General features: G+C 66.5%; 24 protein-coding genes and 3 tRNA genes. 15 read left to right on the forward strand and 12 right to left on the reverse strand.

Annotated elements, in window-relative coordinates:
• From WAX14_RS22645 to WAX14_RS22670, 6 genes are all read left to right on the forward strand, one after another.
• The coding region (locus WAX14_RS22645; protein WP_422630287.1) for a hypothetical protein at window positions 1-265 on the forward strand (265 nt) is incomplete at its 5' end.
• 16 nt (window positions 266-281) lie between these two features.
• Entirely contained in the window at window positions 282-656 is a 375-nt protein-coding gene (locus WAX14_RS22650; RefSeq protein WP_422630288.1) for a hypothetical protein, read from the forward strand.
• Between the two features lie 41 nt (window positions 657-697).
• The gene (locus WAX14_RS22655) at window positions 698-2,131 is read left to right on the forward strand and encodes a hypothetical protein (RefSeq protein ID WP_422630289.1); all 1,434 of its coding nucleotides are present in this window, start codon (window positions 698-700) and stop codon (window positions 2,129-2,131) included.
• Window positions 2,128-2,886, forward strand: coding sequence for an ESX secretion-associated protein EspG (locus WAX14_RS22660; protein WP_422630290.1), 759 nt, complete (start codon window positions 2,128-2,130; stop codon window positions 2,884-2,886). The genes WAX14_RS22655 and WAX14_RS22660 overlap by 4 nt, the downstream gene beginning before the upstream one ends.
• A 97-nt stretch (window positions 2,887-2,983) precedes the next feature.
• On the forward strand, window positions 2,984-4,129 hold the full coding sequence (locus WAX14_RS22665) for a DNA cytosine methyltransferase (protein WP_422630306.1): 1,146 nt from the start codon (window positions 2,984-2,986) through the stop codon (window positions 4,127-4,129).
• A gap of 12 nt (window positions 4,130-4,141) precedes the next feature.
• Entirely contained in the window at window positions 4,142-4,564 is a 423-nt protein-coding gene (locus WAX14_RS22670; protein ID WP_422630307.1) for a very short patch repair endonuclease, read from the forward strand.
• Window positions 4,565-4,592: 28 nt separating this feature from the next.
• Here the strand turns inward: WAX14_RS22670 and WAX14_RS22675 are convergent, their stop codons facing one another.
• From WAX14_RS22675 to WAX14_RS22700, 6 genes are all read right to left on the reverse strand, one after another.
• The gene (locus WAX14_RS22675; protein ID WP_422630291.1) at window positions 4,593-4,985 is read right to left on the reverse strand and encodes a DUF2510 domain-containing protein; all 393 of its coding nucleotides are present in this window, start codon (window positions 4,983-4,985) and stop codon (window positions 4,593-4,595) included.
• Window positions 4,957-6,111 carry an acyl-CoA dehydrogenase family protein gene (locus WAX14_RS22680; protein WP_422630292.1) on the reverse strand — a complete coding sequence of 385 codons (1,155 nt, stop codon included), beginning with the start codon at window positions 6,109-6,111 and terminating at the stop codon, window positions 4,957-4,959. The genes WAX14_RS22675 and WAX14_RS22680 overlap by 29 nt, the downstream gene beginning before the upstream one ends.
• The gene (locus WAX14_RS22685) at window positions 6,111-7,343 is read right to left on the reverse strand and encodes an acyl-CoA dehydrogenase family protein (protein WP_422630293.1); all 1,233 of its coding nucleotides are present in this window, start codon (window positions 7,341-7,343) and stop codon (window positions 6,111-6,113) included. The genes WAX14_RS22680 and WAX14_RS22685 overlap by 1 nt, the downstream gene beginning before the upstream one ends.
• Before the next feature lie 219 nt (window positions 7,344-7,562).
• Window positions 7,563-7,635: transfer RNA gene (locus tag WAX14_RS22690), tRNA-Arg, on the reverse strand.
• A 43-nt stretch (window positions 7,636-7,678) separates the two neighbouring features.
• A tRNA-Ser gene (locus WAX14_RS22695) sits at window positions 7,679-7,770 on the reverse strand.
• 76 nt (window positions 7,771-7,846) lie between these two features.
• Window positions 7,847-8,557 carry a dienelactone hydrolase family protein gene (locus tag WAX14_RS22700; RefSeq protein ID WP_422630294.1) on the reverse strand — a complete coding sequence of 237 codons (711 nt, stop codon included), beginning with the start codon at window positions 8,555-8,557 and terminating at the stop codon, window positions 7,847-7,849.
• Between the two features lie 62 nt (window positions 8,558-8,619).
• Here WAX14_RS22700 and hisC point away from each other — a divergent pair, with 62 nt between their 5' ends.
• Complete coding sequence (gene hisC / locus WAX14_RS22705; protein ID WP_422630295.1) at window positions 8,620-9,699, forward strand: histidinol-phosphate transaminase; 1,080 nt, start codon at window positions 8,620-8,622, stop codon at window positions 9,697-9,699.
• A 104-nt stretch (window positions 9,700-9,803) separates the two neighbouring features.
• Window positions 9,804-11,489 carry a bifunctional metallophosphatase/5'-nucleotidase gene (locus WAX14_RS22710; RefSeq protein WP_422630296.1) on the forward strand — a complete coding sequence of 562 codons (1,686 nt, stop codon included), beginning with the start codon at window positions 9,804-9,806 and terminating at the stop codon, window positions 11,487-11,489.
• Here the strand turns inward: WAX14_RS22710 and WAX14_RS22715 are convergent.
• From WAX14_RS22715 to WAX14_RS22725, 3 genes are all read right to left on the reverse strand, one after another.
• Window positions 11,476-12,501 (reverse strand): alpha/beta hydrolase, encoded by a 1,026-nt coding sequence (locus WAX14_RS22715; RefSeq protein WP_422630297.1) that lies wholly within the window; start codon window positions 12,499-12,501, stop codon window positions 11,476-11,478. The genes WAX14_RS22710 and WAX14_RS22715 overlap by 14 nt on opposite strands.
• A gap of 246 nt (window positions 12,502-12,747) precedes the next feature.
• A tRNA-Ser gene (locus tag WAX14_RS22720) sits at window positions 12,748-12,837 on the reverse strand.
• Between the two features lie 25 nt (window positions 12,838-12,862).
• Window positions 12,863-13,267 carry a MarR family winged helix-turn-helix transcriptional regulator gene (locus WAX14_RS22725; protein ID WP_422630308.1) on the reverse strand — a complete coding sequence of 135 codons (405 nt, stop codon included), beginning with the start codon at window positions 13,265-13,267 and terminating at the stop codon, window positions 12,863-12,865.
• Between the two features lie 201 nt (window positions 13,268-13,468).
• Between WAX14_RS22725 and WAX14_RS22730 the strand changes: the two genes are divergently transcribed.
• A complete protein-coding gene (locus WAX14_RS22730; RefSeq protein WP_422630298.1) occupies window positions 13,469-14,452 on the forward strand; it encodes an NAD(P)H-quinone oxidoreductase in 984 nt (327 codons plus the stop codon).
• A 12-nt stretch (window positions 14,453-14,464) separates the two neighbouring features.
• Here the strand turns inward: WAX14_RS22730 and WAX14_RS22735 are convergent, their stop codons facing one another.
• Window positions 14,465-15,670, reverse strand: coding sequence for a cysteine desulfurase-like protein (locus WAX14_RS22735; protein WP_422630299.1), 1,206 nt, complete (start codon window positions 15,668-15,670; stop codon window positions 14,465-14,467).
• A gap of 158 nt (window positions 15,671-15,828) precedes the next feature.
• Between WAX14_RS22735 and WAX14_RS22740 the strand changes: the two genes are divergently transcribed.
• The 4 genes from WAX14_RS22740 (at window position 15,829) to WAX14_RS22755 (ending at window position 20,092) form a co-directional block, all read left to right on the forward strand.
• Window positions 15,829-16,398: a bacterial proteasome activator family protein gene (locus WAX14_RS22740; RefSeq protein WP_422630300.1), complete on the forward strand. Its 570-nt coding sequence runs from the start codon at window positions 15,829-15,831 to the stop codon at window positions 16,396-16,398.
• Window positions 16,399-16,488: 90 nt separating this feature from the next.
• A complete protein-coding gene (locus WAX14_RS22745; protein ID WP_422630309.1) occupies window positions 16,489-17,325 on the forward strand; it encodes an ABC transporter ATP-binding protein in 837 nt (278 codons plus the stop codon).
• Window positions 17,318-18,223 (forward strand): glycosyltransferase, encoded by a 906-nt coding sequence (locus tag WAX14_RS22750; protein WP_422630301.1) that lies wholly within the window; start codon window positions 17,318-17,320, stop codon window positions 18,221-18,223. The genes WAX14_RS22745 and WAX14_RS22750 overlap by 8 nt, the downstream gene beginning before the upstream one ends.
• A gap of 87 nt (window positions 18,224-18,310) precedes the next feature.
• Window positions 18,311-20,092, forward strand: a complete 1,782-nt coding sequence (locus WAX14_RS22755) for an AMP-dependent synthetase/ligase (RefSeq protein WP_422630302.1) — start codon at window positions 18,311-18,313, stop codon at window positions 20,090-20,092.
• Window positions 20,093-20,161: 69 nt separating this feature from the next.
• On the opposite strand, the gene WAX14_RS22760 is transcribed toward WAX14_RS22755, so the two are convergent.
• Entirely contained in the window at window positions 20,162-21,478 is a 1,317-nt protein-coding gene (locus WAX14_RS22760) for a TerD family protein (protein WP_422630303.1), read from the reverse strand.
• 139 nt (window positions 21,479-21,617) lie between these two features.
• Here WAX14_RS22760 and WAX14_RS22765 point away from each other — a divergent pair, with 139 nt between their 5' ends.
• Complete coding sequence (locus WAX14_RS22765; RefSeq protein ID WP_422630310.1) at window positions 21,618-21,860, forward strand: DUF2628 domain-containing protein; 243 nt, start codon at window positions 21,618-21,620, stop codon at window positions 21,858-21,860.
• A gap of 59 nt (window positions 21,861-21,919) precedes the next feature.
• The gene (locus tag WAX14_RS22770; RefSeq protein ID WP_422630304.1) at window positions 21,920-22,768 is read left to right on the forward strand and encodes an ABC transporter permease; all 849 of its coding nucleotides are present in this window, start codon (window positions 21,920-21,922) and stop codon (window positions 22,766-22,768) included.
• Here WAX14_RS22770 and WAX14_RS22775 read toward each other — a convergent pair.
• Window positions 22,756-23,730, reverse strand: coding sequence for a hypothetical protein (locus WAX14_RS22775; RefSeq protein ID WP_422630305.1), 975 nt, complete (start codon window positions 23,728-23,730; stop codon window positions 22,756-22,758). The genes WAX14_RS22770 and WAX14_RS22775 overlap by 13 nt on opposite strands.
• Window positions 23,731-23,885 lie beyond the last annotated feature (155 nt).

A 23,885-nucleotide genomic window follows, 5' to 3' on the forward strand; every position in this document is an offset into this window, starting at 1 on the left:
CACCGTCGAAGAGTTCCGCGCACGACCCCGAACCACCGACTTTCACGCCGTCGAGGTCGGAACCCGCGACGCCTACACCTTCCGCAGCACAGCGCAATCACAACGCGGCCTGTGCGACCTCGTCTACACGAGCACGGAAGGAACCGTCCTCGCTCGCGCCAGCACCAAAGGGTCCGAACTCGTCCACGAAGACGGGATACGAGAAGACCCCTGCATCGTCGTCCTGCGGGCTGCCATCTCACTCGACCCACACATCCCCGAATGACGAGGTAGAACACTTCATGAGCACCCCCCGGACACTGTTCACCCAACTCGCCCAGGAAGCCGAAGCGGGCCGTCTCTTCCTCCAACCCGACGCCGCCGCAACCTGCGCACAGGCATGCACAAACTTCATCGAGGCCCTGAACACCTTGCTGGATCAGGCCGATCGGCTGTGCTGTAAAGAGGCCTTCGGACATCTCCCCTCCGCCCAGGCGCTCGGCCAAAAATTCGACGACAAGGCCACCGGACCCGGCGGCCTCGCCGAAGTCCTCCAACAACACATCGAGGTCGTCACCCGCATGAAAGCCCTGTTCGAGGCTGCGGGCAAGGCATACGTCGAACAAGAGGACGAGAACGTCCGCGCATTCGCCGCCATCGAAGTCGGCGGCAACTGATGGGTTTCCCGTCGTTCACGGAAGTCCTGACAGGTCTCTCGATGCAAGCGACGATGCGGGGTGCCCAGGCGATGCCCGGCGTCGCCGCGACAATCGATTCGACCAGTGGCTTCTCGCGCGCTGCCGTCGAAGTGTTCGATGCGGTTTCCGGTACCGACGTGGTCGGATGGGGCGAGGACTACGCTGCCCGCGCCCGAGGTGGTGCCGGACGTGCGGAACTCGAATCCGCCTATGGCATCGCTGCGAGCGGCTTCACCGGTGGTTTCGAGCCCCCGTCGGTATCGGTGATGGATTACTTCGAGAATATGTCTCACGCCGAGATCGTCGAGTTCGTCGAGGCGATGACGCCGGCGCGGATGCGGGAGAGCGTCGACGGTTGGAGTCGTGCACAGGTTTTTCTCGGCGAGAATCTCGACGTGTTCCGAGAGTCCATCGCGACGGTCTTCGCGGAGCACTGGACGGGAACGACTGCGAGTGCCGCGGGCCGCGGTGTCGCCGACTACTCGACGAGCCTGACGCAACTCACCAATGCACTCTCGTTGGTCACGAACAGTCTGGACTACGCGAGCGTGGGAATCGAACAGGTCAAGCAGCGGCTGCCGGCGCCACCGGAGTTCACATGGGTAGACGGTCTTCGTACCGCGATGTCTGTGATCTCGCCCCCGAAGATCAGCCTCGAGGTGCACCGACTCCTGCATGAGGAAGAAGAAGCGAAGGCTGCCGCCGTTCGGATCATGAAGGAGGACTACGAGCCGACGGTCACGACGTCGGATTCACGCGTTCCGGTGCTACCACCCGCATTCGACCCGACAGTTGCCGGCAATGCCGATTCGACTGGGTATCCGGGCGCAGGTGGTGGAACCGGAACGCTGGGAGCCGGTAGCGGAAACCGTGGCGCTTCGGACGGGTCCACGGGGTCCTCCGAAACCTACGGAAGCGGCGGCGGTAGGCCGTGGGGTACCGAAGATCCCGCTGGTTCGACGGCGGGGCCGGGCGGAACACCAGGTCTCGGGGAGTACGGGGCTTCCGCAGAACAGAATTCACGATCATCGGGGGACGGCTCACCCGGCAGTGCGCGCACAGCGGCAGCATCCGTCGATCCCGCGAGTGCTCTGCCCGCCTCTACATCCGGCGGGTCGGGAAACTCAACGCCCGGATCCGGCGGCAGTGTCGGCGGCGGGCCGTCAGGCGGAGCATCATCAGGTGGCGGATCGTCGGGGCCTGGCTCACCCGGCGCAACTCCACCCGGATTCGCACCCGGTACGGCAGCTGCGGCACCGGCGTCGGGTGCCGCATCGGGGGCGGCGCGCGGCACCGGCCGCATGGCTCCGATGCCGATGGGCATGATGCCGCCCGGCGCCCGCGCCGGCGACGATGAGAAGCGCTCGGTGCCCGGCTACCTGGTCACCGAGGAGCACGGCAACGAACTGATCGGCACCATGCCTGCCACCACTCCTCCGGTGCTCGGCGCATGAACCCGACATGGCGACTGACGCAACCCGAATTCACGGCGGTCTGGTGCCTGTTCGGCCGTGATCGCCCACCATTCCCGTTCCAATTCCGTAGTACCGACAGCACTGTCGACGAGGCTTCCGAATCCCGGGCGAGTGCGGCGACGCGAATGCGCCAGATCCTCGACGAGGACCTGTACGCGACGTTTGCGACGCTCGTGGATCCGTCGATACGCATCGAAGCCCTCGGCTTGGACCGGTTGAACACGGTGTTCGAAACCCCGGTGCGCATCCACTCGGCGATGCGCGGCGGCCGTGCCGCCCTCGTTTCCGAAAGCACCGGACCGGATGGTTTTGTCCTCGACGTAGCTCTCGTGCCGTCGGGTTCCGCCGCGCGCCGGGTGGTCGAACTGCTTCCACCTGCCGCTCGGGGCAGGCGCCCGGCTCTGGAACTTCCCGGCCACGAGCCGGACACCGGCGGATTGCTGCGTGACAGCCGGTTCCGTTCCGGCCGTGAGGTCGCCGCCGCGTTCCTCGATCGGCCCCGGGACTCCGCAGGTGAAATGGCAGTGACACCGGGCAGTGCGGTCGATGCGCGTGGTGGGGTCGGAGCAGTTCGTTTCGGATGGGCGGATTTCGTCGGTGACGGTCGCTATCTGATGCGACGGGGGGATCGCGCCGAGGCGGTGCCGGCCGGGCCGCGCGACGTCGAACAGGAGATTCTCCGTGCGCTGGAGCGGGCCGAACGCGCCCGTTCGGCCCGCCTCGAAGCATTTTGATGGGCACATTCCACGTCGGCGTAGGGGCCGCGGTGAAACTCGAGTAACGTTCTCCGTGAGCTGAGCGAGGAAGGAAGCCGTGACGTCGACGGGGAACATGGTGGGGTTGTTCGCCGGGATCGGTGGACTCGAGCTGGGCTTGGGAAGCCACGGCTGGAAGACCGAACTGCTCTGCGAGATCGACGCCGGCGCCCAGGCCGTGTTGCGCACCCGTTTCGCGGATGTGCCGCTGCATTCCGACGTTACGCGACTGCGGTCGCTGCCCCAGCGCACCGAACTGGTCGCCGCGGGCTTCCCGTGCCAGGACCTGTCACAAGCTGGTCGGACCGCCGGCATCACCGGCTCCCGGTCCAGCCTCGTCGACGAGGTGTTCAGGCTGGTCAAGCGCAAGCAGGGACCACGGTGGCTGGTGATCGAAAACGTACCGTTCATGCTGCAGCTCGCTCGCGGATCGGCGATGCGGCACATCACCGACGCGCTGGAGGACCTCGGATACGCGTGGGCCTATCGTGTGGTCGATGCGCGGGCGTTCGGATTGCCGCAGCGCCGACAGCGGGTCCTGATGGTGGCCTCGCGCATCGAGGACCCGCGCGCGGTGCTGTTCGGTGAGGACGCCGGCGCCCCTGCCGAGGGTGATCCGGCCGCGTTGCCGTGCGGCTTCTACTGGACCGAGGGCGTTCGCGGTCTGGGATGGGCGGTCAACGCGGTCCCGACGCTCAAGGGAGGGTCGACTGTCGGTATCGCCAGCCCGCCGGCGGTGCGCCTGCCGTCGGGTGAGATCGTCACGCCGGGCCTTGTCGATGCGGAACGCCTGCAGGGTTTCGATCCGGACTGGACGGCACCGGCCACCGAGGCTCCTGGTGTTCGGACGGGACATCGGTGGCGCCTCGTCGGGAACGCGGTGAGTGTGCGGATGGCGACGTGGCTGGGGTATCGACTGTCGAATCCGATCGACTACACGTTCGATCACCAGACGCCGCTGCGTCCCGACGATCCGTGGCCGAGTGCTGCGTGGGGTGCGAACCGACAGTCGTTCCGGGTGCACGAATCGCACTGGCCGGTGCAGGAGCGGTACGAGGATCTCGGCGGATTCCTCGAGGATTCCCGGCTGCTGTCGGCGCGGGCGACAGCCGGCTTTCTGAGACGGGCACGCGCGGGAAATCTGCGTTTCGTTCCGGGTTTCCTCGACGACGTGGAAAGCCACCTCGACCGGATGGGTGGATTCCCCGAGGCAGCAGCCTGACGGGTCCGGATGATGTCCCCGCCCGAACGCCCCGTCACCGATCCTCTGACGAGTGCCCGAATGAGCAGGCAGCGTCGCCGTGACACCGCGCCCGAGGTCGCGTTGCGTCGGGAACTGCATCGCCGTGGCGTGCGCTTCTTCGTCGATCGTGCTCCCCTGCCGGGCCTGCGGCGTCGAGCGGACCTGGTCTTTCCCCGCCACAGAGTCGCGGTGTACGTGGACGGGTGCTTCTGGCATCGCTGCCCCGTGCACGCCACCGACCCGAAGAACAACGCCGAATGGTGGTCGGCCAAATTGGCGGGAAATACCGCCCGTGACCGGGACACGGATGCGCGACTGGAGGAGGCGGGTTGGATCGTCGTGCGGGTCTGGGAGCACGAGGATCCAGCGGACGCGGCCGATCGGGTGCAGAACGCACTGACGCCGCCGTCCTGAGAGGACGGCGGCGTCGGCATCAAGGTGATCAGTAGGTTTGCTGTGCTCCGCGGCCGGCATTGCGGTGGCGGCTGGCGGGCTCGAATCGGTCGGTCCATTCGGTTCCGTCGTGCCAGCGCACGAATTCCGGGTGCCCGGAGTCGCTGTACCAGCCCGCGGTACGCGTCGGCTCCGCGGGATCGGGGGTCGCACCAGCGTGGGCAGTCGACGTCGTGGCCCCGGTTCGCGTCTTCGATCCGAAAACACGCGGGACTAGCATGATCAGGGCAGTCAACACGCCGAGAAATGCGACCAGTCCGACAAAAACCCACAGGAAGCTCACACCGCCATAGTTACATACAGTCTGTATGTAAGTACAGCGTCGATACCGAACAGTGATCTTCACAGCCTCGTCAGCGCGACTGCCCACGCAGCGCGGCATAGCGCGCGCGATGCTCGTCGACGGAACCGAACTCGTACTCGATAGCCGTCAAACGTTTGAAATAGTGCCCGACCGCCAGCTCCTCGGTCATTCCCATGCCGCCGTGCACTTGGACCGCGGTCTGTCCGAGAAACCGCGCCGCCCGACTCACGGTGACTTTAGCTGCCGACACCGATCGCGCACGCACCGCCGGTCCGGAATCCAGGTTGAGAATTGCCAGGTAGACCGCGGCAATGGACTGTTCGAGCTCGATGTACATATCGACCATTCGGTGTTGAAGAACCTGGAAGGTACCGATCGGCTGCCCGAACTGCCGCCGCTGCTTCGCGTATTCGACAGTGTCGGCCAGCACCTTCTGCATCAGGCCGACGGCCTCGGCGCATACCGCCGCGGTCGCTTCATCGAGCGCCCGGTCGATCGAGTCCCACGCGTTGCCCTCGGCACCGAGGAGTGCGTCGGCAGGCACCCGCAGACCGGTGAACACCACATCGGCGGCACGACGATCGTCCACGGTCCGATAGCCGTGCACGCTGATGCCCACCGGCGGATTCTCGGCATCACAGTCGACGAGGAACAACGAAATTCCGTCGGTGGCGCGCCGATCCCCCGATGTTCGGGCCGTCACGAGCAGCTTCCGCGCCCAGGGCGCGCTGCCAATCACGATCTTCTCGCCGTCGAGCACCCACGTGTCGCCGTCGCGTCGTGCCGTCGTAGTCACGTCGTGCAGCACGTTCCCGGAACTCGGTTCTGTCCCGGCGAATGCGACGACGACATCGCCCGCGACAATGTCCGTGAGAACCGCTTCGGCGGGTGCGCCACCGGCCCGGGCAAGCAGTCCGGCCCCGAGAACAACCGTGTCGACATACGGTTCGACGACGAGTGCGTAACCGAGCTGTTCGGCGATGATCATCGTCTCGACGGCGCCGCCGCCGAGACCACCGAACTTCTCGGGCACGGTAGCCCCGAGGATGCCGAGCTCCTCGGCGAATGCCCGCCAGATGTGCGGCTGGTTCCCTGCGCCGACCGTCGAGGCCCTTCTGCTTTCGGCAAGGTCATAGCGTGATGCGAGGAACTTCGCGATCGAGTCACGGAGAAGTTCCTGTTCCTTGGTCAGACTGAAGTCCATCAGAGCCCCAATGCTGCTTTCGCCAGAATGTTCCGCTGAATCTCGTTGCTGCCTGCGTAAATCGAACCGGCACGGTCGTTGAGATAGCGCAGCGGCGCGACCGCCTGCCATTCGGCACCGCTGAGGTAGCCGTCGGCGGGTGGAATGAAATCCACGACCGGACCACCGGGTTTCGCTCGATGCGGCTGGTAGGCGCGCCCGCGTGGACCAGCAGCCTCGAGCGTCAACTCCGTGAGCGTCTGGCTCAGTTCCGTAGAGAGCACCTTGAGCATCGACGCCGCCGGCCCCGGGTCGCCACCGGACGACATCGTGAACATCGTCCGGTATTCGAGGATCTCGAGAACTTCCGTGCGAATGCGTGCGTCGGCAAGCTTCGCCGCGAACAACGGGTCGTCGATCAGCGCGACACCGCCGGGTCCGGGCTGTTCGGCCGCAACCTCGGCGAGCCGCTCGGCCATCACCTGCAGCGCCGGGGCTGCTGCGTCGCCGCCGCGTTCGAAGACGAGCAGGTACTTCGCGACCGTCCAGCCCTCGTCGATCGTGCCGAGGATGTTGCTCTTCGGCACCCGGACCCCGTCGAAGAACACCTGGTTCTGCACCTCCTCACCCGAGGTCATCACCAACGGGCGGATCTCGATACCGGGCGAGTCCATGTCGATCAACACGAACGTGATGCCCTGCTGCTTCCGGCCGGTCCTCGATGTACGCACCAGCGCGAACATCCAGTTCGCCTCGGTGGCGTGCGTCGTCCAGATCTTGCTGCCGGTCACGATCAGGTGGTCTCCGTCGTCGACCGCGGCCGTCGACAGCGACGCCAGGTCGGAACCGGCCTCCGGCTCCGAATAGCCCTGACAGAAGAAGACCTCGCCGGTGAGGATCCCGGGGAGGAAGAAATCCTTTTGCTCCTGGGTACCGAAGGCGACGATCGCGTGCGCGACCATCCGAATACCCATCGGCGAAAGCGCGGGCGCCCCGGCGAGAATCGACTCGCGGCTGAAGATGTAGTGCTGCGTGAGGTTCCAGCCGCAACCTCCGTGCTCGACGGGCCAGGCGGGTGCCGCCCATCCCCGCTCGTGCAGGATGCGCTGCCACTGCATGCTGGCCTTGTGGTCCGGATACACGCTCGTCGCGGACCTCCCGGCCTCGCGCAGCGAGGGCGTCAGCTTCGCTTCGAGAAATGCGCGTACTTCATCCCGGAATGCCACATCCGCTTCCGACCACGAAAGATCCATCGCTACCCCCGGTTCCAACCACTCGGTTCCATACAACATCCGACGAGAATTGCCGTTAACTTATTGCTGTGGCGGAATCTACCGAGATCACGCGGACCGCGTCAACAGATCGTGAAAGCTCGCCCGAAAGGGCCGGAGGAATCCGCCGCAGACCCCCGCGGAGCAGACCCGTACAGATACGAGAAGACCCCGCATCGAAATCGATGCGGGGTCTCGCTGTGCGCCCGAAGGGATTCGAACCCCTAACCTTCTGATCCGTAGTCAGATGCTCTATCCGTTGAGCTACGGGCGCATACTTGTATTCATTTGTTCCGCCGGTGAACCATACACCAACGTGGCGGAGGCGAGAGGATTTGAACCTCCGGTCCCCTGTAAGGGGGACAACTCATTAGCAGTGAGTCCCATTCGGCCGCTCTGGCACGCCTCCTCGGGGGGTTTCGATTCTCTCGAACCGCCGGACCGAAACATTACACATGCATCGCCAGAAATTGCAAAACGCCTGGTCAACGCAGGTGTGCGTCGAACCAGTCGAAGATTCTTCGACGAGCATCGACGATCGCCGCTTCCTGCGGATCCGACTCCGGATCGACCGTCGCGTGCTCGACCGGGGGCTCGTCCGGGCGATGCGCCAGCCCCGGATACCCGACCACGAGCGTCGGTGCATCCGCCCCCGCCGCGACCTCCCGCAGCCGATCGACCTCGGACGGCGGCGTACCCGTGTCGTCCTCGCCGTACAATCCGAGCCACGGCGCCTGCAACGCGCCGACGATCGACACCAATGCCGGCGCATCCGGGTGCACCGGAGTCGAGATGCCGCGCGCGGCGACACTCACCACCGCGCCGACCCGGCGCTGCGTGGCGACGACGAGAGCAGCGACTCCGGCGTCGTCGAACCCGACAACCCCGACCGTGTCGACGGACACGCCCCGGCCGGTGATCCACTCGAAAGAGGCGTCTGTGTCGGCGAACAAGTCATCGCCGAACACCTCGACGTCGGAATCCACCGGCTCGCGGTGAAACAGATGCGGTGCGACGACGAGCCAGCGTTCCCCGGCCAGTGCGTCCATGAACTGCAGCAATGCCGGCGCGAACACCCGTGACTCGTGCAGAACCACAATCGCGCCGCGCATCGCTCCGTCCGGCCGTACGACCGTCAACGGAACCTGCCCCGCATCCCCCGCCAGCGGAGCCGATTCGGTGCTGATCGCCTGCATGCTGTCCACGATCGCACGACCACCGCGCGTGCGCACGCGATCGCCGGGCGCATAATCGCGTGGTGACTCCACGCATCCGTCCCGACCTCGCCTCGATTCCCGCCTACGTGCCCGGACGGAGCTTTCCCGGGGCATTCAAGCTCGCCAGCAACGAGACCACCGCCGGTCCGCTGCCGAGCGTGCGGGAGGCCATCGCCGAGGCGACGACGACACTCAACCGGTATCCGGACAACACGGCCGCCGCGCTGATCGGCGCGCTGTCCGAACGACTCGGCGTCGGACCCGAGCGCATCGCGGTCGGATGCGGATCGGTGAGCCTGTGCCAGGAACTCGTACAGATCACCTGCAACGCCGGCGACGAAGTCGTCTATTCATGGCGATCCTTCGAGGCGTATCCGGTCGTAGCGGCGGTAGCGGGCGCGACGGCCGTGCCGGTGCCCAACACTGCCGACCACGGTCACGACCTGCCCGCGATGCTCGCCGCGATCACCGACCGCACCCGCCTCGTCTTCGTGTGCAACCCGAACAATCCGACCGGATCGCTGCTGGGCCGCGACGAACTCGAGTGGTTCCTCGACGCGGTACCGCCACACGTCGTCGTCGCACTCGACGAGGCGTACTTCGAATACGTGCGCCCCGCCCCCGGCGAGGATCTTCCCGATGGGCTGGCCCTCACACAGGGGCGGCCCAATGCCGTCGTGCTCCGCACCTTCTCGAAGGCCTACGGTCTGGCCGGACTGCGCGTCGGATATGCCGTCGCCGATCCCGAGATCATCGCCGCGCTCGGCAAGGTCCACACGCCGTTCACGGTGAACTCGCTCGCCCAGCGCGCGGCGATCGCGTCGCTCGCGGCTGCTGGGGAACTCCTCGACCGCACCGAGCAGGTCGTCGCCGAACGTGCCCGGATGTTCCAGGCACTGACCGCCGCCGGATACCCCGTTCCCGCGAGTGCCGCCAACTTCCTGTGGCTGCCCCTCGGCGAGCACACTCCGGAATTCTCCGAGGCCAGCGCCGAAGCCGGTGTCGTGATCCGGCACTACGGCACCGACGGCGCACGGGTGACGGTCGGCGACCCGCACGAGAACGACACGTTTCTCGCGTTCGCGACCGGGCCGGGGCGCGCCTACACGGATCTCGACTGACTTCGCCGCGAACGAGACGCAACCGTTACCTGCGGGTAGTGGAGGCGTGACCCACTGTTGGCACACTCGCCCAGGGCACGACGGCGAAGCGCGGAGGAAGCTGGATGGATGGTCGCGTATCGCGTCGACGCATGATGTCCCTGGCGTGTGCCACCGCGGTGTCCTGGGCGGCGACCGGTCTCGGCGCCGCGGATGCCCGCCCCCCGGAGATCGTGCCGCTGCGGCTCATCGCCTTCGGCGACCTGCACGGCAGCCTGCTGCCGCCGCACGGCACCCGTAGCGAGGTCGTCCGATCCGATGGCGAGTCGGTTCCCGCAGGTGGCGCTGCGTACCTTGCTGCCTATGTCAGGCAATTGCGCGGGCAGGCCGAACATTCCGTGTTGTATTCGGTGGGCGATGCCTGGGGTTCGTCACCGCTCGAATCCGCGATGTTCCATGACGAGCCGACCGTTGAACTGCTCAACGCCCTTAACCTGAACGCGTTGGCCTTGGGCAACCACGAGTTCGACCACGGGCAAGCCGAATTGCGTCGGCTACGCGACGGTGGCTGCCATCCCGAAGGATGTCGCTACGTGGATCCCTTCGAGGGCGCGGAGTTCCCGATCGTCGGCGCCAACCTGTCGACGACGGACGGGTCGCCCGCCGCTCTCCCGTTCAGCGTCGACTACATCGACGGCGTGCCGGTCGGCGTCATCGGCGTGCTTCCCCGCAACACCCCCGAAGTGATCCACGCCGACGCCATCGCCGGACTGCAGTTCGGCGACGAGATCGACGCCGCCGACCGCAGCGCCGACATCCTCGATTCGCTGGGTGTCCGGTCGATCGTCCTGCTCTACAAGGGTGACCTGCCTGCTCCGGCCGACCACGACGTGTGCGATCCGGAGTCGGGTCCGGCCGCCTCCGTCGCTGCCCGGGTCTCGCCGAAGGTCGACGTCATCGTCACCTCGGACGGCGGCACCCAGTTCAATTGCAGCTTCGCCGATCCGCTCGGCAAACCGCGCACCGTCATGCAGGGCGCCTCCCACGGACGTGTCATCTCGGTCGCCGATCTCACCATCGACCGTGAAAGCCGCGACGTGATTCGCGACCGCACCGTCTCGTTCAATCAGATCGTCACGCACGACATCACACCGGATCCGCAGACCACGAACTTCGTCGACCGGGCCGTCGACGAGTCCGCCGCGGTCGCCGGGCGACCGGTCGGGGCCATCGCCGCCGATCTCACCCGGGACCGGTCGGCCGGCGGCGAATCCGCCCTCGGTGATGTCATCGCCGACGCGCAGCTCGCTGCCGCAGAGCCATCCGGGGCGCAGATCGCTCTGATCAATCCGGACGGTATCCGCGCAGACCTGGCCCATTCCGGCGACGGCGTCGTCACCTACGGCCAGTGCTACGCGGTGCAGCCGTTCGGAAACCGGCTGCAGCGACTCGAGATGAGCGGCGCACAACTCGTCGCGATCCTCGAGCAACAGTTCCAGACCGATGTGTTCGGGGCAACGTTCGAGCGGATTCTCGCGCCGTCCCACACGCTGCACTACAGCATGGACCGGGCGGGCACGCCCGGGCAACGGATCCACGACGTGACGATCGCGGGCACGCCGCTGGATCCCGCCGAAACGTACGTGGTCATCGCAAACGACTTCCTGGCCGACGGTGGCGACGGCTTCACCGCCTTCACCGAGGCGCGACGCACAGCCGGCGCCGGCAACGACCTGGAGGCACTGAACAACTATCTGTCGTCGCGTGGACCGGTCGCGCCGCCACCCGCCGATCGCATCAGCGTGCGCTGAGACCGAGCGCGCGAGCCAACGTCGGCCACGCGGACCTCAGATCGTCCTGCCAGTACCGCCACGAATGGGTACCCCACGGCCGGTACTCGACGGTCGCGGGAATACGCAGTTCGCGCAAACGACGGTCGAAACTGATGGTGCAGGCGAAGGCGCCTACCTCGAGTGGTACACCGACCGTGAGCGCATCCTGGCCGGCTTCCAGATCGTACGGCCCGAGCAGTCCGTTGCCGGTGCTGATGAAGACGTCCTTGCCGCGCAGGGCCTCCGCATTCTCGTACGGATCGTGTTCACGCCACGCCGGGTCACCGGGTGGGCCCCACATGTTGTCCGGGTTCCCGCCCTTGTAGGCGACGGTCCCGCGCACCGAGTCCCGAGTCGAATCGCGTGAGGTGTCCAGGCAGCCACTGAGTGCCGCGACTCCCTCGTACAGGTCGGGGTGGCGGGTGATCAGGGCCATCGCACCCGTCGCTCCCATCGACAATCCGCCGATGGCGTCGACTCCGTTGCCTGCGAACTCGGCGTCGATGATCGGCGGGAGTTCCCTCGTCAGGAAAGTCTCCCAGCGGTTGGTGCCGAGCACCGGGTCCGGGTTGCGCCAATCCGTGTAGTAGCTGGCGGTACCGCCGACAGGAAGCACGACGTTGACGTTCTTGTCCGCGAAGAAGTCGACGATGTCGGTCTTCTGCGTCCAGGTGCTCTCGCGGAAGTCGGATTCGGCGCCCGCACTGACGCCGTCGAGCAGGTACAGCGTCGGCCGCGGCCCCTGCCCCTGCCCCTGCCCCGACGGATGCAGCACCTGGACCTGCACGACGCGGTCCATCGACGGAGAGTGCACGAACAGTGCCGTCCGACGGTCCGTGATGTGTTCGGTGTGGTCGAGCCGCGCGACGGCAGGCGGTGGCGGTTCGGCGTGTGCCGCCGTCACACCGAGCAGCGGCAACAGCGCTGCCAGCACGAACGCGGCAAGCGTTCTTCTGGACGGTGTTCTTTTGGACGGTGTTCTTTTGGGCATCGAGCTCCCTGGTCCCCCGACGACGGCCTCGAGTCCCAGCCACCCTTCCCCTTCTCGGGTGCCCAGGTCAAGCGCATCGGACGTGACTCTAACTGTGGTGCGGGTCACGTAGTGACGAATCCGGTTGTTGGCCCGAGCGAGTGGCACATTCAGCTCATTCAATCGATCGGGCGTACCTTTCGCTCCGAAAGATGTGAGCCGGCCGAGCAAGAAGCCCCTCACCTGCGAGCAGGTGAGGGGCCGACCTGGCGGAAGCGGAGGGATTTGAACCCCCGGTGGGTTTAACGCCACGCTCGCTTTCAAGGCGAGTGCATTCGGCCGCTCTGCCACGCTTCCGTCGCAAATCCTAACCATAGAGCGATCACCTGTCGCCGACGGCCGCCTCCACCTTCGTGAAGATCTGGGCGAGAGTATTGATCTGAGACCTGCTGAGCAGGTCGATGAGGTTGCGGCGGACGCTGGCGACGTGGGTGGGTGCGGCCTCCGTGTGACGTCGGCGACCCTCGTCGGTGAGGATGGCCAGCACACCGCGACCGTCCTCGGCGCACGCACTGCGCGTCACCATGCCCTGTGACTCCATGCGTCGGATCTGGTGGGTGAGGCGGCTGCGGGACGAGAGCACGCCGTCGGCGAGATCGCTCATGCGCAACTGACCGTCCGGGGACTCCGACAGCAACACCAGGATGCGATACTCGGGCAAGGTGATGCCGTGGGCGCTCTGCAGGTCGCGGTTGAGCACTTCCATGAGGCGATGATTGCCGTCCATGAACGTTCGCCAGGCGTGTTGCTCGACCGCGGTCAACCAGTTCGGTTCGTCCTGTTCGGCGCTCACGCATGGAGTGTAGTCAGTGCTGACCGTTTCGCGACCGGTCGGCCGGTTTCCTCGCGTGAAGTAGACCACCGGCAACACACACTGGAGACCGGCATGTCCGACGGATGGGGACGCCGACACGATAGTTTCGAACACATGCACGCAATCGTTGTCACCGAACCCGGCGGACCCGACGTTCTGCGCTGGGCCGAACAACCCGATCCGGTCGCGGGCAAAGGTGAGGTCGTCGTGGACGTCGCCGCTACGGCCGTCAACCGCGCCGACCTGTTGCAACGTCGCGGCCTGTATCCACCGCCGCGCGGCGCCAGCAACATCCTCGGCCTGGAATGCTCCGGCGTGATCGCCGAACTCGGCGACGGGGTGACGGACTGGCACATCGGCGATCGCGTGTGCGCCCTGCTGTCCGGCGGCGGCTACGCCGAACAGGTCGCGGTCCACGCCTCGCAACTGCTTCCGGTACCCGACGGCATGGATATCGCGGTCGCGGCATCGTTGCCGGAAGTCGCCTGCACGGTGTGGTCGAACGTGGTCATGGCGGCCGGCCTCGAACGCGGCGACGTGTTCCTCGTGCACGGCGGCGGCGGCGGCATCGGAACCCACGCCATTCAGGTTGCGAAGGCACTCGGCGCGAAGGTCGCGACCACCGCGTCGACCGGCAAGCTCGACCGTTGCCGCGAACTCGGTGCCGACCTGGCGATCGACTACCGCACGCAGGACTTCGTCGAGGAGGTACGCGCGGCGTTCGGCGGCGCCGACGTCGTTCTCGACAACATGGGCGCGAAGTACCTGTCCCGCAACATCGACGTACTCGCACCGGACGGGCGGCTCGTCGTGATCGGGATGCAGGGCGGATCGAAGGGCGAACTGAATCTCGGACAGCTGCTCGCCAAACGCGGGCATGTCCTGGCAACCGGACTGCGTGGCCGCCCCGACTCGGGGCATTCAGGGAAAGCCGAGATCGTCACTTCGGTCCGCGAGCACCTGTGGCCGCTGATCGCCGAAGGCAGTGTGCAGGCCGTCGTGCACGCCGAACTGCCGATCACCGAGGCAGGCGCGGCACACGACATGCTCGACGCACCGGACACGGTCGGCAAGGTGGTACTGATGATCAACCGGTGATGCGGGCCGATCTCACGTGGTCACCCCACGCAGTTCGCGGACGAGTTGGTCGATCTCGTATCGCGTCGTGTAGGGAGCAAGACCGACGGTCACGGCTCCGCCCTCCTCGCCGACGCCGAGCGCATCGAACAGTCTGCTGGATCCGCGCCCGGTGGTGACGGTGGCGATGCGTCGGTCCGCGAGGTGCGCGGCGACCTTCTCGGCGGGTAGGCCCGGAACCGTGAAGCTCAGCGTCGGCACCCGGCTCTCTGCGCGGCCGATCACCATCACCCCGGGCAGGTTGTCGAGCTGGCGCGTGAGCCGATCGAACAGGCGGTCCTGGTAATCCTGCATCGAGCTGATCGACGTGACGAGCCGCTCGCGGCGGGTGCCGGTCGCCGTGTCGTCGAGAGACGCGAGAAAGTCGACGGACGTGACGAGCCCGGCGAGCAGTGCGTATTGGTGGCCGCCGACCTCGAGTCGCTCCGGGCCACGCGCGTTCGGGTCGAGGGACATCGACGGTATCCGGTCGAGTTGGGTGGGATCACTGAATACCAGCGCACCGATCTGCGGCCCACCCCACGCCGACGCGTTGACGGTGAGGATGTCGGCACCGAGGTCGTCCAGGTCGATGTGCGCGTACGGGGCGGCACCGGCGGCGTCGACCACCATCAGCCCACCGACCTCGTGCACACGGTCCGCGACGACCCGCACGTCCGGGGCCGATCCGACGACCGACGACGCTGCGGTCAAGGCGACCAGCCGGGTCGTCGACGTGATGAGTTCCTCGAACTGCCAGTCGGGTAGATCGCAGGTTTCGATGTCGACCTCGGCCCAACGGACCTGTGCGCCGTAGCGGCTGGCGACACGCAGCCACGGTGCGATGTTCGCCTCGTCGTCCAGCCGGGACAGCACCATTCCCGTGCCGAGACCAAGCCTCGAGCTCAGGGCCTCGGCGAGCCACGCCAGGAGAACAGACCGATCGGAGCCGAGCACGACACCGGCAGGTTCGGCCCCGACGAGGTCGGCGATCGCCTCCCGCGCAGACTGGAGCATCGCGGCGCTGCGGCGTGCGGACATGTGCCGACCCGACGAGGACGCAGTGGAATTCCGGAACGCCGTCGACACCGTGCGGGACACCGCATCGGGGATCTGCATGCCGGCCTGAGGATCGAAATGGGTCCACCCGTCGCCGAGCGAGGGAATCAACCCCCGGATCCGGGCAACGTCATAAGCCATGCGTGACACTCTAAATCCCGCTGTCAACGAAGCGACGTCCGCTCCCCGAACCTGCGAGCTGAGACATCCGACACGACCGCACCCGCCGGGCCGGGCATTCCACACCCGATCCGGGGTGGGGGAAGCACTGTCCGCCACAACGAGACAAGATGGGAGGTATGACGCACCCGGAGAACGAGCCCGTCCTCGTGATCGGCCCCGACGGTCGGCCTGTCGCAGTCCCTCGGCCCGGCACGAACGGCGACGTGCCCGCGAGCACCGCGGACAGCGACGGCGAATCCCTCGCCGACATGGTCGAACAGCCCGCGAAGGTCATGCGGATCGGCACGATGATCAAGCAACTGCTCGAGGAGGTCAGGGCGGCTCCCCTCGACGATGCGAGCCGCACCCGACTCAGAGAGATCCACAGGTCCTCGATCCAGGAACTCGAGCAGGGTCTCGCCCCCGAGTTGCGGGAGGAACTCGAACGTCTGGCGTTGCCGTTCGGGGAGGATTCGGTGCCGTCGGATGCGGAACTGCGTATCGCGCAGGCTCAGCTCGTCGGCTGGCTCGAAGGGCTCTTCCACGGAATCCAAACCGCGTTGTTCGCGCAGCAGATGGCGGCACGGGCGCAGCTCGAGCAGATGCGCCAGGGCGCGTTGCCGCCCGGCCTCGCTGGACAGTTCCACAATCCCGACGATCACCAGCAGCACAACCCGGGCGCACCGGGCACCGGGCAGTACCTGTAGTCGTCGTCGGAGTCCGGGCCGGGCGGGCCGCCTGGCGCGCCCGGTACCCTCGGAACTCGTGTCAGCACTCGTGCCAGCCTCTGGAGCAACATCGTGAGCCGCGTCAGCATCGAAACACGCAACGCATGCGTGGACTTCCCGATCTTCGACGCCAAGACCCGCTCGCTGAAGAAGGCGTTCCTGGGCAAGGCCGGCGGATCGATCGGCCGGAACGGCTCGGACGTCGTCGTGGTCGAGGCGCTACGCGACATCACGATGTCGTTGAAGGAAGGCGACCGTGTCGGGCTCGTCGGGCACAACGGTGCAGGCAAGTCGACGTTGCTGCGGTTGCTGTCCGGAATCTACGAACCGACCCGCGGTGCCGCACGAGTCCGCGGTCGCGTCGCCCCGGTCTTCGACCTGGGTGTCGGCATGGATCCGGAAATCTCCGGGTACGAGAACATTCTGATCCGCGGCATGTTCCTCGGCATGACCCGCAAGCAGATGCTGGCGAAGGTCGACGACATCGCGGAGTTCACCGAACTCGGCGACTACCTGGCGATGCCGCTGCGCACGTACTCCACCGGAATGCGCGTCCGCGTGGCGCTCGGCGTGGTGACCAGCATCGACCCGGAGATCCTGCTGCTCGACGAAGGCATCGGCGCGGTCGACGCCGAGTTCATGAAGAAGGCCCGCGTGCGACTGCAGGAACTGGTCGCGCGCTCCGGAATCCTGGTGTTCGCCAGCCACTCCAACGAGTTCCTCGCGCAGTTGTGCGATCAGGCGATGTGGATCGACCACGGGCAGATCCGTCAGCAGGGTGGCATCGAGGAGGTCGTGCGCGGCTACGAGGGCGACGACGCCGGCGATCACGTGCGCACGGTCATCGCCGACCTCGAACGCGAACGCACGAACGGGACCGCGTCGGCAGGGGCCGGCGGTGCCTGAGAGCCCTTCCGACGAACAGATCATCGGGGTCGTCGTCACCCACAAGCGCCGCGAACTGCTCGCCGAGTCACTGAAGGTGCTGGCGACGCAGTCCCGTCCGCTCGACCATCTGATCGTCGTCGACAACGCCGACGAGGACGACGTGCGGGTGCTCGTCGATTCCGCCGACGTGCCGACCACCTATATCGGGTCCAAACACAATCTCGGTGGCGCCGGCGGTTTCGCACTCGGCATCCTGCACGCGCTCGCGCTCGGGGCGGACCGGGTGTGGCTCGCCGACGACGACGGCCGCCCCGACGGCCCCGACGTCCTCGAAACCCTGCTGGCATGCGCGAACCGGCACGGTCTGGCAGAGGTGTCGCCGGTGGTGTGCGACATCGCCGACCCCGACCGGCTCGCGTTCCCCCTGCGTCGCGGTGTCGTGTGGCGGCGACGCCGTAGCGAATTGGGCGACGACGATCTGCTGCCCGGCATCGCGTCGCTGTTCAACGGTGCCCTGTTCACCGCCGCCGCGATCGACGCGGTGGGCGTACCGGACCTGCGGCTGTTCGTGCGCGGCGACGAGGTCGAAGTACACCGGCGGCTGGTGCGGTCGGGGCTGCCGTTCGGCACGTGCCTGCAGACCGCCTATCTGCATCCGGACGGCGCCGACGAATTCAAGCCGATCCTCGGTGGCCGGATGCACACGCAGTTCCCGGACAACGAGACGAAACGTTTCTTCACGTACCGCAACCGCGGCTATCTGCTGTCGCAGCCGGGGATGCGCAAACTGCTCCCGCAGGAGTGGGTGCGGTTCGGCTGGTACTTCCTGGTGACGCGGCGCGATCCGGCAGGGCTGCGCGAATGGATGCGACTGCGCAAACTCGGCAGGCAGGAACAGTTCGAACGTCCGTCCTGACCGTCCGGCGAAGTCGGCGAAACGGACACGAAACGGGTTCGGGGCTCCTACACTTGGCGCCACATTCGATCCCCGGGGGACTGTCCGATGACGCCACGCGATACCGCTCCGCACACCATGTGCGCCGCCTTCCAGTCGACCGCCGCGAAGTATCCCGACCGGGTGGCGGTGCGCACACCGGACGACTCCGTCAGCTACACGTGGCGAGACTATGCGGACAAGGTTCGGTCACTGGCCGCCGGCCTGGCCGGGCTCGGCGTGAAACCGGGCGGCACCGTAGGTCTGATGCTGACGAACCGGCCCGAGTTCCACCTCGTCGACACCGCCGCCATGCACATCGGGGCCGCACCGTTCTCCATCTACAATTCGCTCACCGCCGAGCAGATCACGTTCGTGCTCGGCAACGCAGGCAACACGGTGATGATCTGCGAGGAGCAGTTCGTCCCGGTGTTGCAGCAGGCGCTTCCCGGCACCGCCGTCGAGACACTGGTGTGCATCGACGCCGATCTCGCGGGCACCTCGACACTCGACGACGTCGAGGCCGCCGCGGACCCGTCGTTCGACTTCGACGCGGCATGGCAGGCAGTCCGACCATCGGATCTACTGACACTGATCTACACGTCCGGCACCACGGGACCACCGAAAGGTGTCGAACTCACCCACGCGAACCTCGTCGCCGAAATCGAAGCGACCAGCACGGTCCTCACACCCGGTCCGAACGACCGCATCGTGTCGTACCTGCCGGACGCGCACATCGCGAACCGGTGGGGGGCGCACTACACGAGCCTCTACACGGGCATGCAGATCACCACCCTCGACGACCTCAAACAGGCCATCGCCGTGCTGCCGACCGTGCGGCCGACGATTTTCGGTGCGGTGCCGCAGGTGTGGTACAAGGTCAAGGCGGCGATCGACAAGACCCTCGCCGACGAGCCGAGCCCGGTGAAGAAGAAGCTCGCGTTGTGGTCCATCGACGTCGGCCGCACCCGCGCTCGCCTGATGTCCGACGGCAAGCCGGTTCCGAAACTGCTCGAGATCGAACACGCGCTCGCCGACAAGCTCGTGCTCTCCGCGATCCGGAAGAAGCTCGGACTCGACCAGGTGCGTGCCGCCGTCACCGGCGCCGCCGCAATTTCCCCAGAGGTTCTCGAATTCGTTCTGGCCCTTGGCATTCCCTGCTCGGAGGTGTGGGGGATGTCGGAGACGTCGTGTGTGGTGACCCTGAACCCGCCCGACGCCATCCGCATCGGCACCGTCGGGAAGGCCGTACCCGGCATCGAGATCACCATCGCCGACGACGGTGAACTCCTCGTCCGTGGCCCGCTGCTGATGAAGGGCTACCGGAACGACCCGAAGAAAACCGCCGAGACCATCGACACCGACGGCTGGCTGCACACCGGCGACATCGCCGAAATCGACACCGATGGCTACGTGCGGCTCATCGACCGCAAGAAGGAACTGATCGTCAACGCGTCGGGCAAGAACATGTCGCCCGCCAACATCGAAGGCACCCTGCGCGCCGCCTGCCCGATGCTCGGCGGCGCCGTCGCGATCGGCAACGACCGCCCCTTCAACGTCGCCCTGCTCGCCCTCGACCCGGACGCGCTCGCCGCGTTCGCCGCCGAACACGGCCTGACCGGGACCCACGAAGAACTCTCGACGGATCCCGTCGTCACCGACACGATCGAGAAGGCCGTTGCGGTCGCGAACACGAAACTGTCCCGGGTCGAACAGATCAAGAAATATGTTGTGCTGCCGAACATCTGGGAACCGTCCGGCGACGAACTGACCCCGACGATGAAGCTCAAGCGCAGGCCGATCGACGCGAAGTACGCGGCAGAGATCGACAGGCTGTACGCGAACGTCTGACTCGCACAGCGTTCTGTGTGGATTTGTGTTCGCTGGGCGGGCACAAATCCACACAGAACGCTTCCACCCCTATCGGGGACACGCCCCCTGATACCGGTCCAGACCGAGCCCGCCGTTACGCTTCTTGCTCCGGCCGGTCGGTCCGCCCTTCGGACTCCGCACCCACTCGCTCGTCGAATCCAATCCGGGCATGCGTTCGCTTCCGATTCTGCTGTAACGGGTTTCGCCGTCCACGGTCAGTACACCGTCCTGCACGTCGATGTGCGCGACCGTCGCCCAGAACGCATTCTTCCCGTTCCCGACATACACGAGGATCTCGTCGGCGTCCGGGCCGGGCAATCCGTCGTGGCCGGCACGGCCGTAGCGGATCGCGACGCGCGGTCGGCCGAACTTGTCGATCGCCCCCATACCGTTGTCGACGCTCTGATAGATGTTGACGAGCAGGTCACCGTTCTCGTTGGGGAGCACCCGCACCTGCTCGACGGCGGGCTTCTTCCCGCGACCCGGACCCTGACTGTCGCCGTAGTGGAAGATGAACGGCCACGTCGCGAGGTCGCCGCGATGGCCGGGGTCGCCGCTGATGACGACGTAGTCGTTGGTGTGTTCGTTGCGGCAGTAGAAGTACACGTCGAGGTCACCCTCACCGAACTTCTTGACGTTGCCTGAGCGGTCGTAGGTGGCACCGCGGCCGTCCCATTCGAGGCCGACGGTGAGCACCCAGTTCGGGTCACCCTGGGATTTGCGCAGGTCGATCCGCGCGGTGCGGTTCGCGGAGTCCTTCGTCAGCGACACCTGCACCTTCTCGAAGGAGATCTGTCGCGCTGCCGGTGCGGCCGGAGCAGCGGAAACAGGCGGGTTCGTCGGGGCCGGGTTCATCGGGGGCGCCGGAGCGGCATCGGGTTCGTCGACGACAATGCCGTGGTCGGTAGCGAACGCGGCGAGGCCGTCCTGGTAGCCCTGCCCGACCGCGTCGAGCCGCCACCCCGCGCCGCGCCGATAGAACCCGACAACCTGCAGAACAGTTTCGGTGGTCAGGCCCGGCGGGACGAACTCGAGAACCTGACTCGCGCCGCGCACATCCACGCGAATTCCCGGTACGTCACCGAACGTGCGGCCCTGCGCTTCCGTGCTCGCCGCGACGAGCACCCGCTGAACGTTCGCCGGCACCTCGGACAGGTCGACGACGGCCGACGTGTCGGACGTGAGCTGCACACCGGGTGCTTTCGGGTTGTTGAAGAAAACGAAGTCGTCGTCGTTGCGTACGCACTCGTCGTCGGCGAGCAGCACGGCCATCACATCGACCGTCCCTGCCGGCGCAGCTGCTTCGAGCCGGATCTCGTATCGCAGATCGGTGAGGTCGGTTTTCGATCCTTTGGCGATCGTCATTACGGAGCTCCCCTGTCCTCTTGGTGTGCTTCGTCGCACGGTACCTGTTCGATGTCCGATTTCACCGATCCGCGATTACCGCACCTCCGCATCTGTGTGGATTCGTGTTCGTTGAGCGGGCACATTCCCACACGGAACGATTCGGACATACTGGTGTGGCGTGCTCCTCGGCGCCTTCTACCTGCTGTACCTGGGTCTGTGGCGGAAGGCCGTGCTGATAGCCGGTGTCGGGTTGACGCTCATGGCCGTCACGATCGCCCTGGACCTGCCGCTGTTCGTCGATCAGGCCCTGTCGATCGCCCTGTGGTTGATCGTGGCCACCCGCGTCAACGTGTGGCACTACCGGAACACTGTCTCGGGAAGACACGACTGGTCATTGTGACCACCCACCGCGACCTCGCCGGAGCAGGCCCGACGGCGCCGCGGGTACCCTCGGTATCCGTGTCTGCCCCAGTCGTCGTCGACGAAGCCCCGATCGAATCGTCGTCGCGCACCTTCAAGCGTGCGTTCCAAGATCTTCGCGAGGGTTTCAACCACCGCGAGCTCTGGTTTCACCTCGGGTGGCAGGACATCAGGCAGAGGTACCGCCGGTCGGTGCTCGGCCCGTTCTGGATCACGATCGCGACCGCGGTGTCCGCCGTCGCGATGGGCCTGCTGTACGGGATGTTGTTCAATCTGGACATCGCGGAGTTCCTGCCGTACGTCACGCTCGGCTTCATCGTCTGGAATCTGATCCAGGGGTCGATCCTCGAGGGCGCGGACGTGTTCATGTCCAACGAGGGCCTGATCAAACAGTTGCCGACGCCGCTGAGTGTGCACGTGTATCGGCTGGTGTGGCGGCAGATGATCCTGTTTGCCCACAACATCGTCATCTACTTTGTCATCCTCATCATTTTTCCGCAGCCGTTGAAGTGGACGGCGATCTTCGCGATCCCCGCGCTCGCGTTGATCGCGATCAACGCGGTGTGGGTGTCGCTGGTGTTCGGCATCCTCGCGACCCGCTACCGCGACATCGCGCCGCTGCTCGGCAGCGTCGTGCAGTTGCTGTTCTTCATGACACCGATCATCTGGACGACGAAGACGCTCGAGGGCACCGGCAACGAAGGTCGCGCCCGGATCGCGGAGATCAATCCGCTGTACCACTTCCTCGACATCGTGCGCACCCCGCTGCTCGGTGGCGACCAGCAGCTTTACCACTGGGTGATCGTGCTGGCCATCACCGTGCTCGGCTGGGGTCTCGCACTGCTCGCCATGCGCAACTACCGGTCGCGGGTCGCCTACTGGGTGTGACCGTCCACCGGTTCGAGCAGCACGATCTGCATGCGGTGGGTGTATTCGCGTCCGGTGATCTCGAAACCAGCCGACTCGAGTGCCCGGTAGGTTTCGGTGTCGGCGAAACGGTACGGCTCGAACCGCCACCACACGTTGTTCGGATGCAGCAGCGCCCACGACCGGCTCCGCTCGCCGTCGGCGATCACCCACAACCGGGTGCAGCCGGCCGCCCGTTCGGCGAGCACGCCCGGCGGCACATCCGACGACCACAACCGGTCCCGTTCGACGGCGGTGCGGTCCAGGCCGACGTCGATGAGCGAGCTGAACGCGTCGGGCCTGGCATCGAAGATGGAACGCGGTGACGTCGGCTGCCACGAGACGGTCGGTTCGAAGGCGACACAGTCACCCGGCTGCGACACCTCGATCAGCCGGTCGGCGACCGCGCTGAGGTCCATGCCCCCAGCCTTCCCGAACGGTTGCCGCTGCTGCGCATACGCGGGTGCGGCGGCCACCGCCGCCACGACCAGCACCACGACGATCGCCCACCAGCGCCGGGCGACCCGCGCGACCGCCCAGCCGACGAGCAGCACCGCCGCGGGCACCGTGAACGACAGATACCGGTCCAGGTAGACGTTGCGGAACAGCAGCGAATATGCGAGCAGCAGCACCATCGGCACGACGAATCCGGGCACTGCGAGCCACAGCAGGGTTCGCTCCCCCGACGACAGGGCACCCCGGGTCGCCACTGCGGCGACGACGAGAACGGCGCACAGTGCGGCGAGCCACGGTGCCTGCGGGAACCACTGTTCGACGAGGACGACCCGCACGACGGTCCGGTCGATCGGCGGGATCCACGACACCTGTTTCGACTGTGCGATCGCGACGGCCGCGAACGACGCGGACGCCACCGCCGCAACCGACGCGGCCAGCACGAATCCCCTGCCCGCCACCGCCTGCCGTCGCGGGCAGGGGTCGCCCACACGGTCACCGCGTGGGCGGCGAGCACGGCGACACTGTAGAGGAACATCACCGTCACCAACACGGCGACCAGGGCATACACCGTCCACCACAGGGTCCGCTTCGGTGTCGTGCGGGCGCGCAATGCGACGACGAGCAGCCACGACAGCACGGCGAC

It is taken from the genome of Rhodococcus sp. (in: high G+C Gram-positive bacteria) (genome assembly GCF_049299235.1).
GTDB lineage: Bacteria > Actinomycetota > Actinomycetes > Mycobacteriales > Mycobacteriaceae > Rhodococcus.

Bases quoted from the DNA above. Each gene is read 5' to 3' on its own strand.
- WAX14_RS22675 (WP_422630291.1), bottom strand. From the start codon at position 4,985: ATGCCGCGCTGCGTGGGCAGTCGCGCTGACGAGGCTGTGAAGATCACT.
- WAX14_RS22670 (WP_422630307.1), top strand. From the start codon at position 4,142: ATGTCCCCGCCCGAACGCCCCGTCACCGATCCTCTGACGAGTGCCCGA.
- WAX14_RS22685 (WP_422630293.1), bottom strand. From the start codon at position 7,343: ATGGATCTTTCGTGGTCGGAAGCGGATGTGGCATTCCGGGATGAAGTA.
- WAX14_RS22730 (WP_422630298.1), top strand. From the start codon at position 13,469: ATGCACGCAATCGTTGTCACCGAACCCGGCGGACCCGACGTTCTGCGC.
- WAX14_RS22740 (WP_422630300.1), top strand. From the start codon at position 15,829: ATGACGCACCCGGAGAACGAGCCCGTCCTCGTGATCGGCCCCGACGGT.
- WAX14_RS22680 (WP_422630292.1), bottom strand. From the start codon at position 6,111: ATGGACTTCAGTCTGACCAAGGAACAGGAACTTCTCCGTGACTCGATC.
- WAX14_RS22650 (WP_422630288.1), top strand. From the start codon at position 282: ATGAGCACCCCCCGGACACTGTTCACCCAACTCGCCCAGGAAGCCGAA.
- WAX14_RS22725 (WP_422630308.1), bottom strand. From the start codon at position 13,267: ATGGACGGCAATCATCGCCTCATGGAAGTGCTCAACCGCGACCTGCAG.
- WAX14_RS22715 (WP_422630297.1), bottom strand. From the start codon at position 12,501: ATGCCCAAAAGAACACCGTCCAAAAGAACACCGTCCAGAAGAACGCTT.
- WAX14_RS22755 (WP_422630302.1), top strand. From the start codon at position 18,311: ATGACGCCACGCGATACCGCTCCGCACACCATGTGCGCCGCCTTCCAG.
- WAX14_RS22655 (WP_422630289.1), top strand. From the start codon at position 698: ATGCAAGCGACGATGCGGGGTGCCCAGGCGATGCCCGGCGTCGCCGCG.
- WAX14_RS22660 (WP_422630290.1), top strand. From the start codon at position 2,128: ATGAACCCGACATGGCGACTGACGCAACCCGAATTCACGGCGGTCTGG.
- WAX14_RS22710 (WP_422630296.1), top strand. From the start codon at position 9,804: ATGGATGGTCGCGTATCGCGTCGACGCATGATGTCCCTGGCGTGTGCC.
- WAX14_RS22700 (WP_422630294.1), bottom strand. From the start codon at position 8,557: ATGCAGGCGATCAGCACCGAATCGGCTCCGCTGGCGGGGGATGCGGGG.
- WAX14_RS22760 (WP_422630303.1), bottom strand. From the start codon at position 21,478: ATGACGATCGCCAAAGGATCGAAAACCGACCTCACCGATCTGCGATAC.
- WAX14_RS22735 (WP_422630299.1), bottom strand. From the start codon at position 15,670: ATGGCTTATGACGTTGCCCGGATCCGGGGGTTGATTCCCTCGCTCGGC.
- WAX14_RS22665 (WP_422630306.1), top strand. From the start codon at position 2,984: ATGGTGGGGTTGTTCGCCGGGATCGGTGGACTCGAGCTGGGCTTGGGA.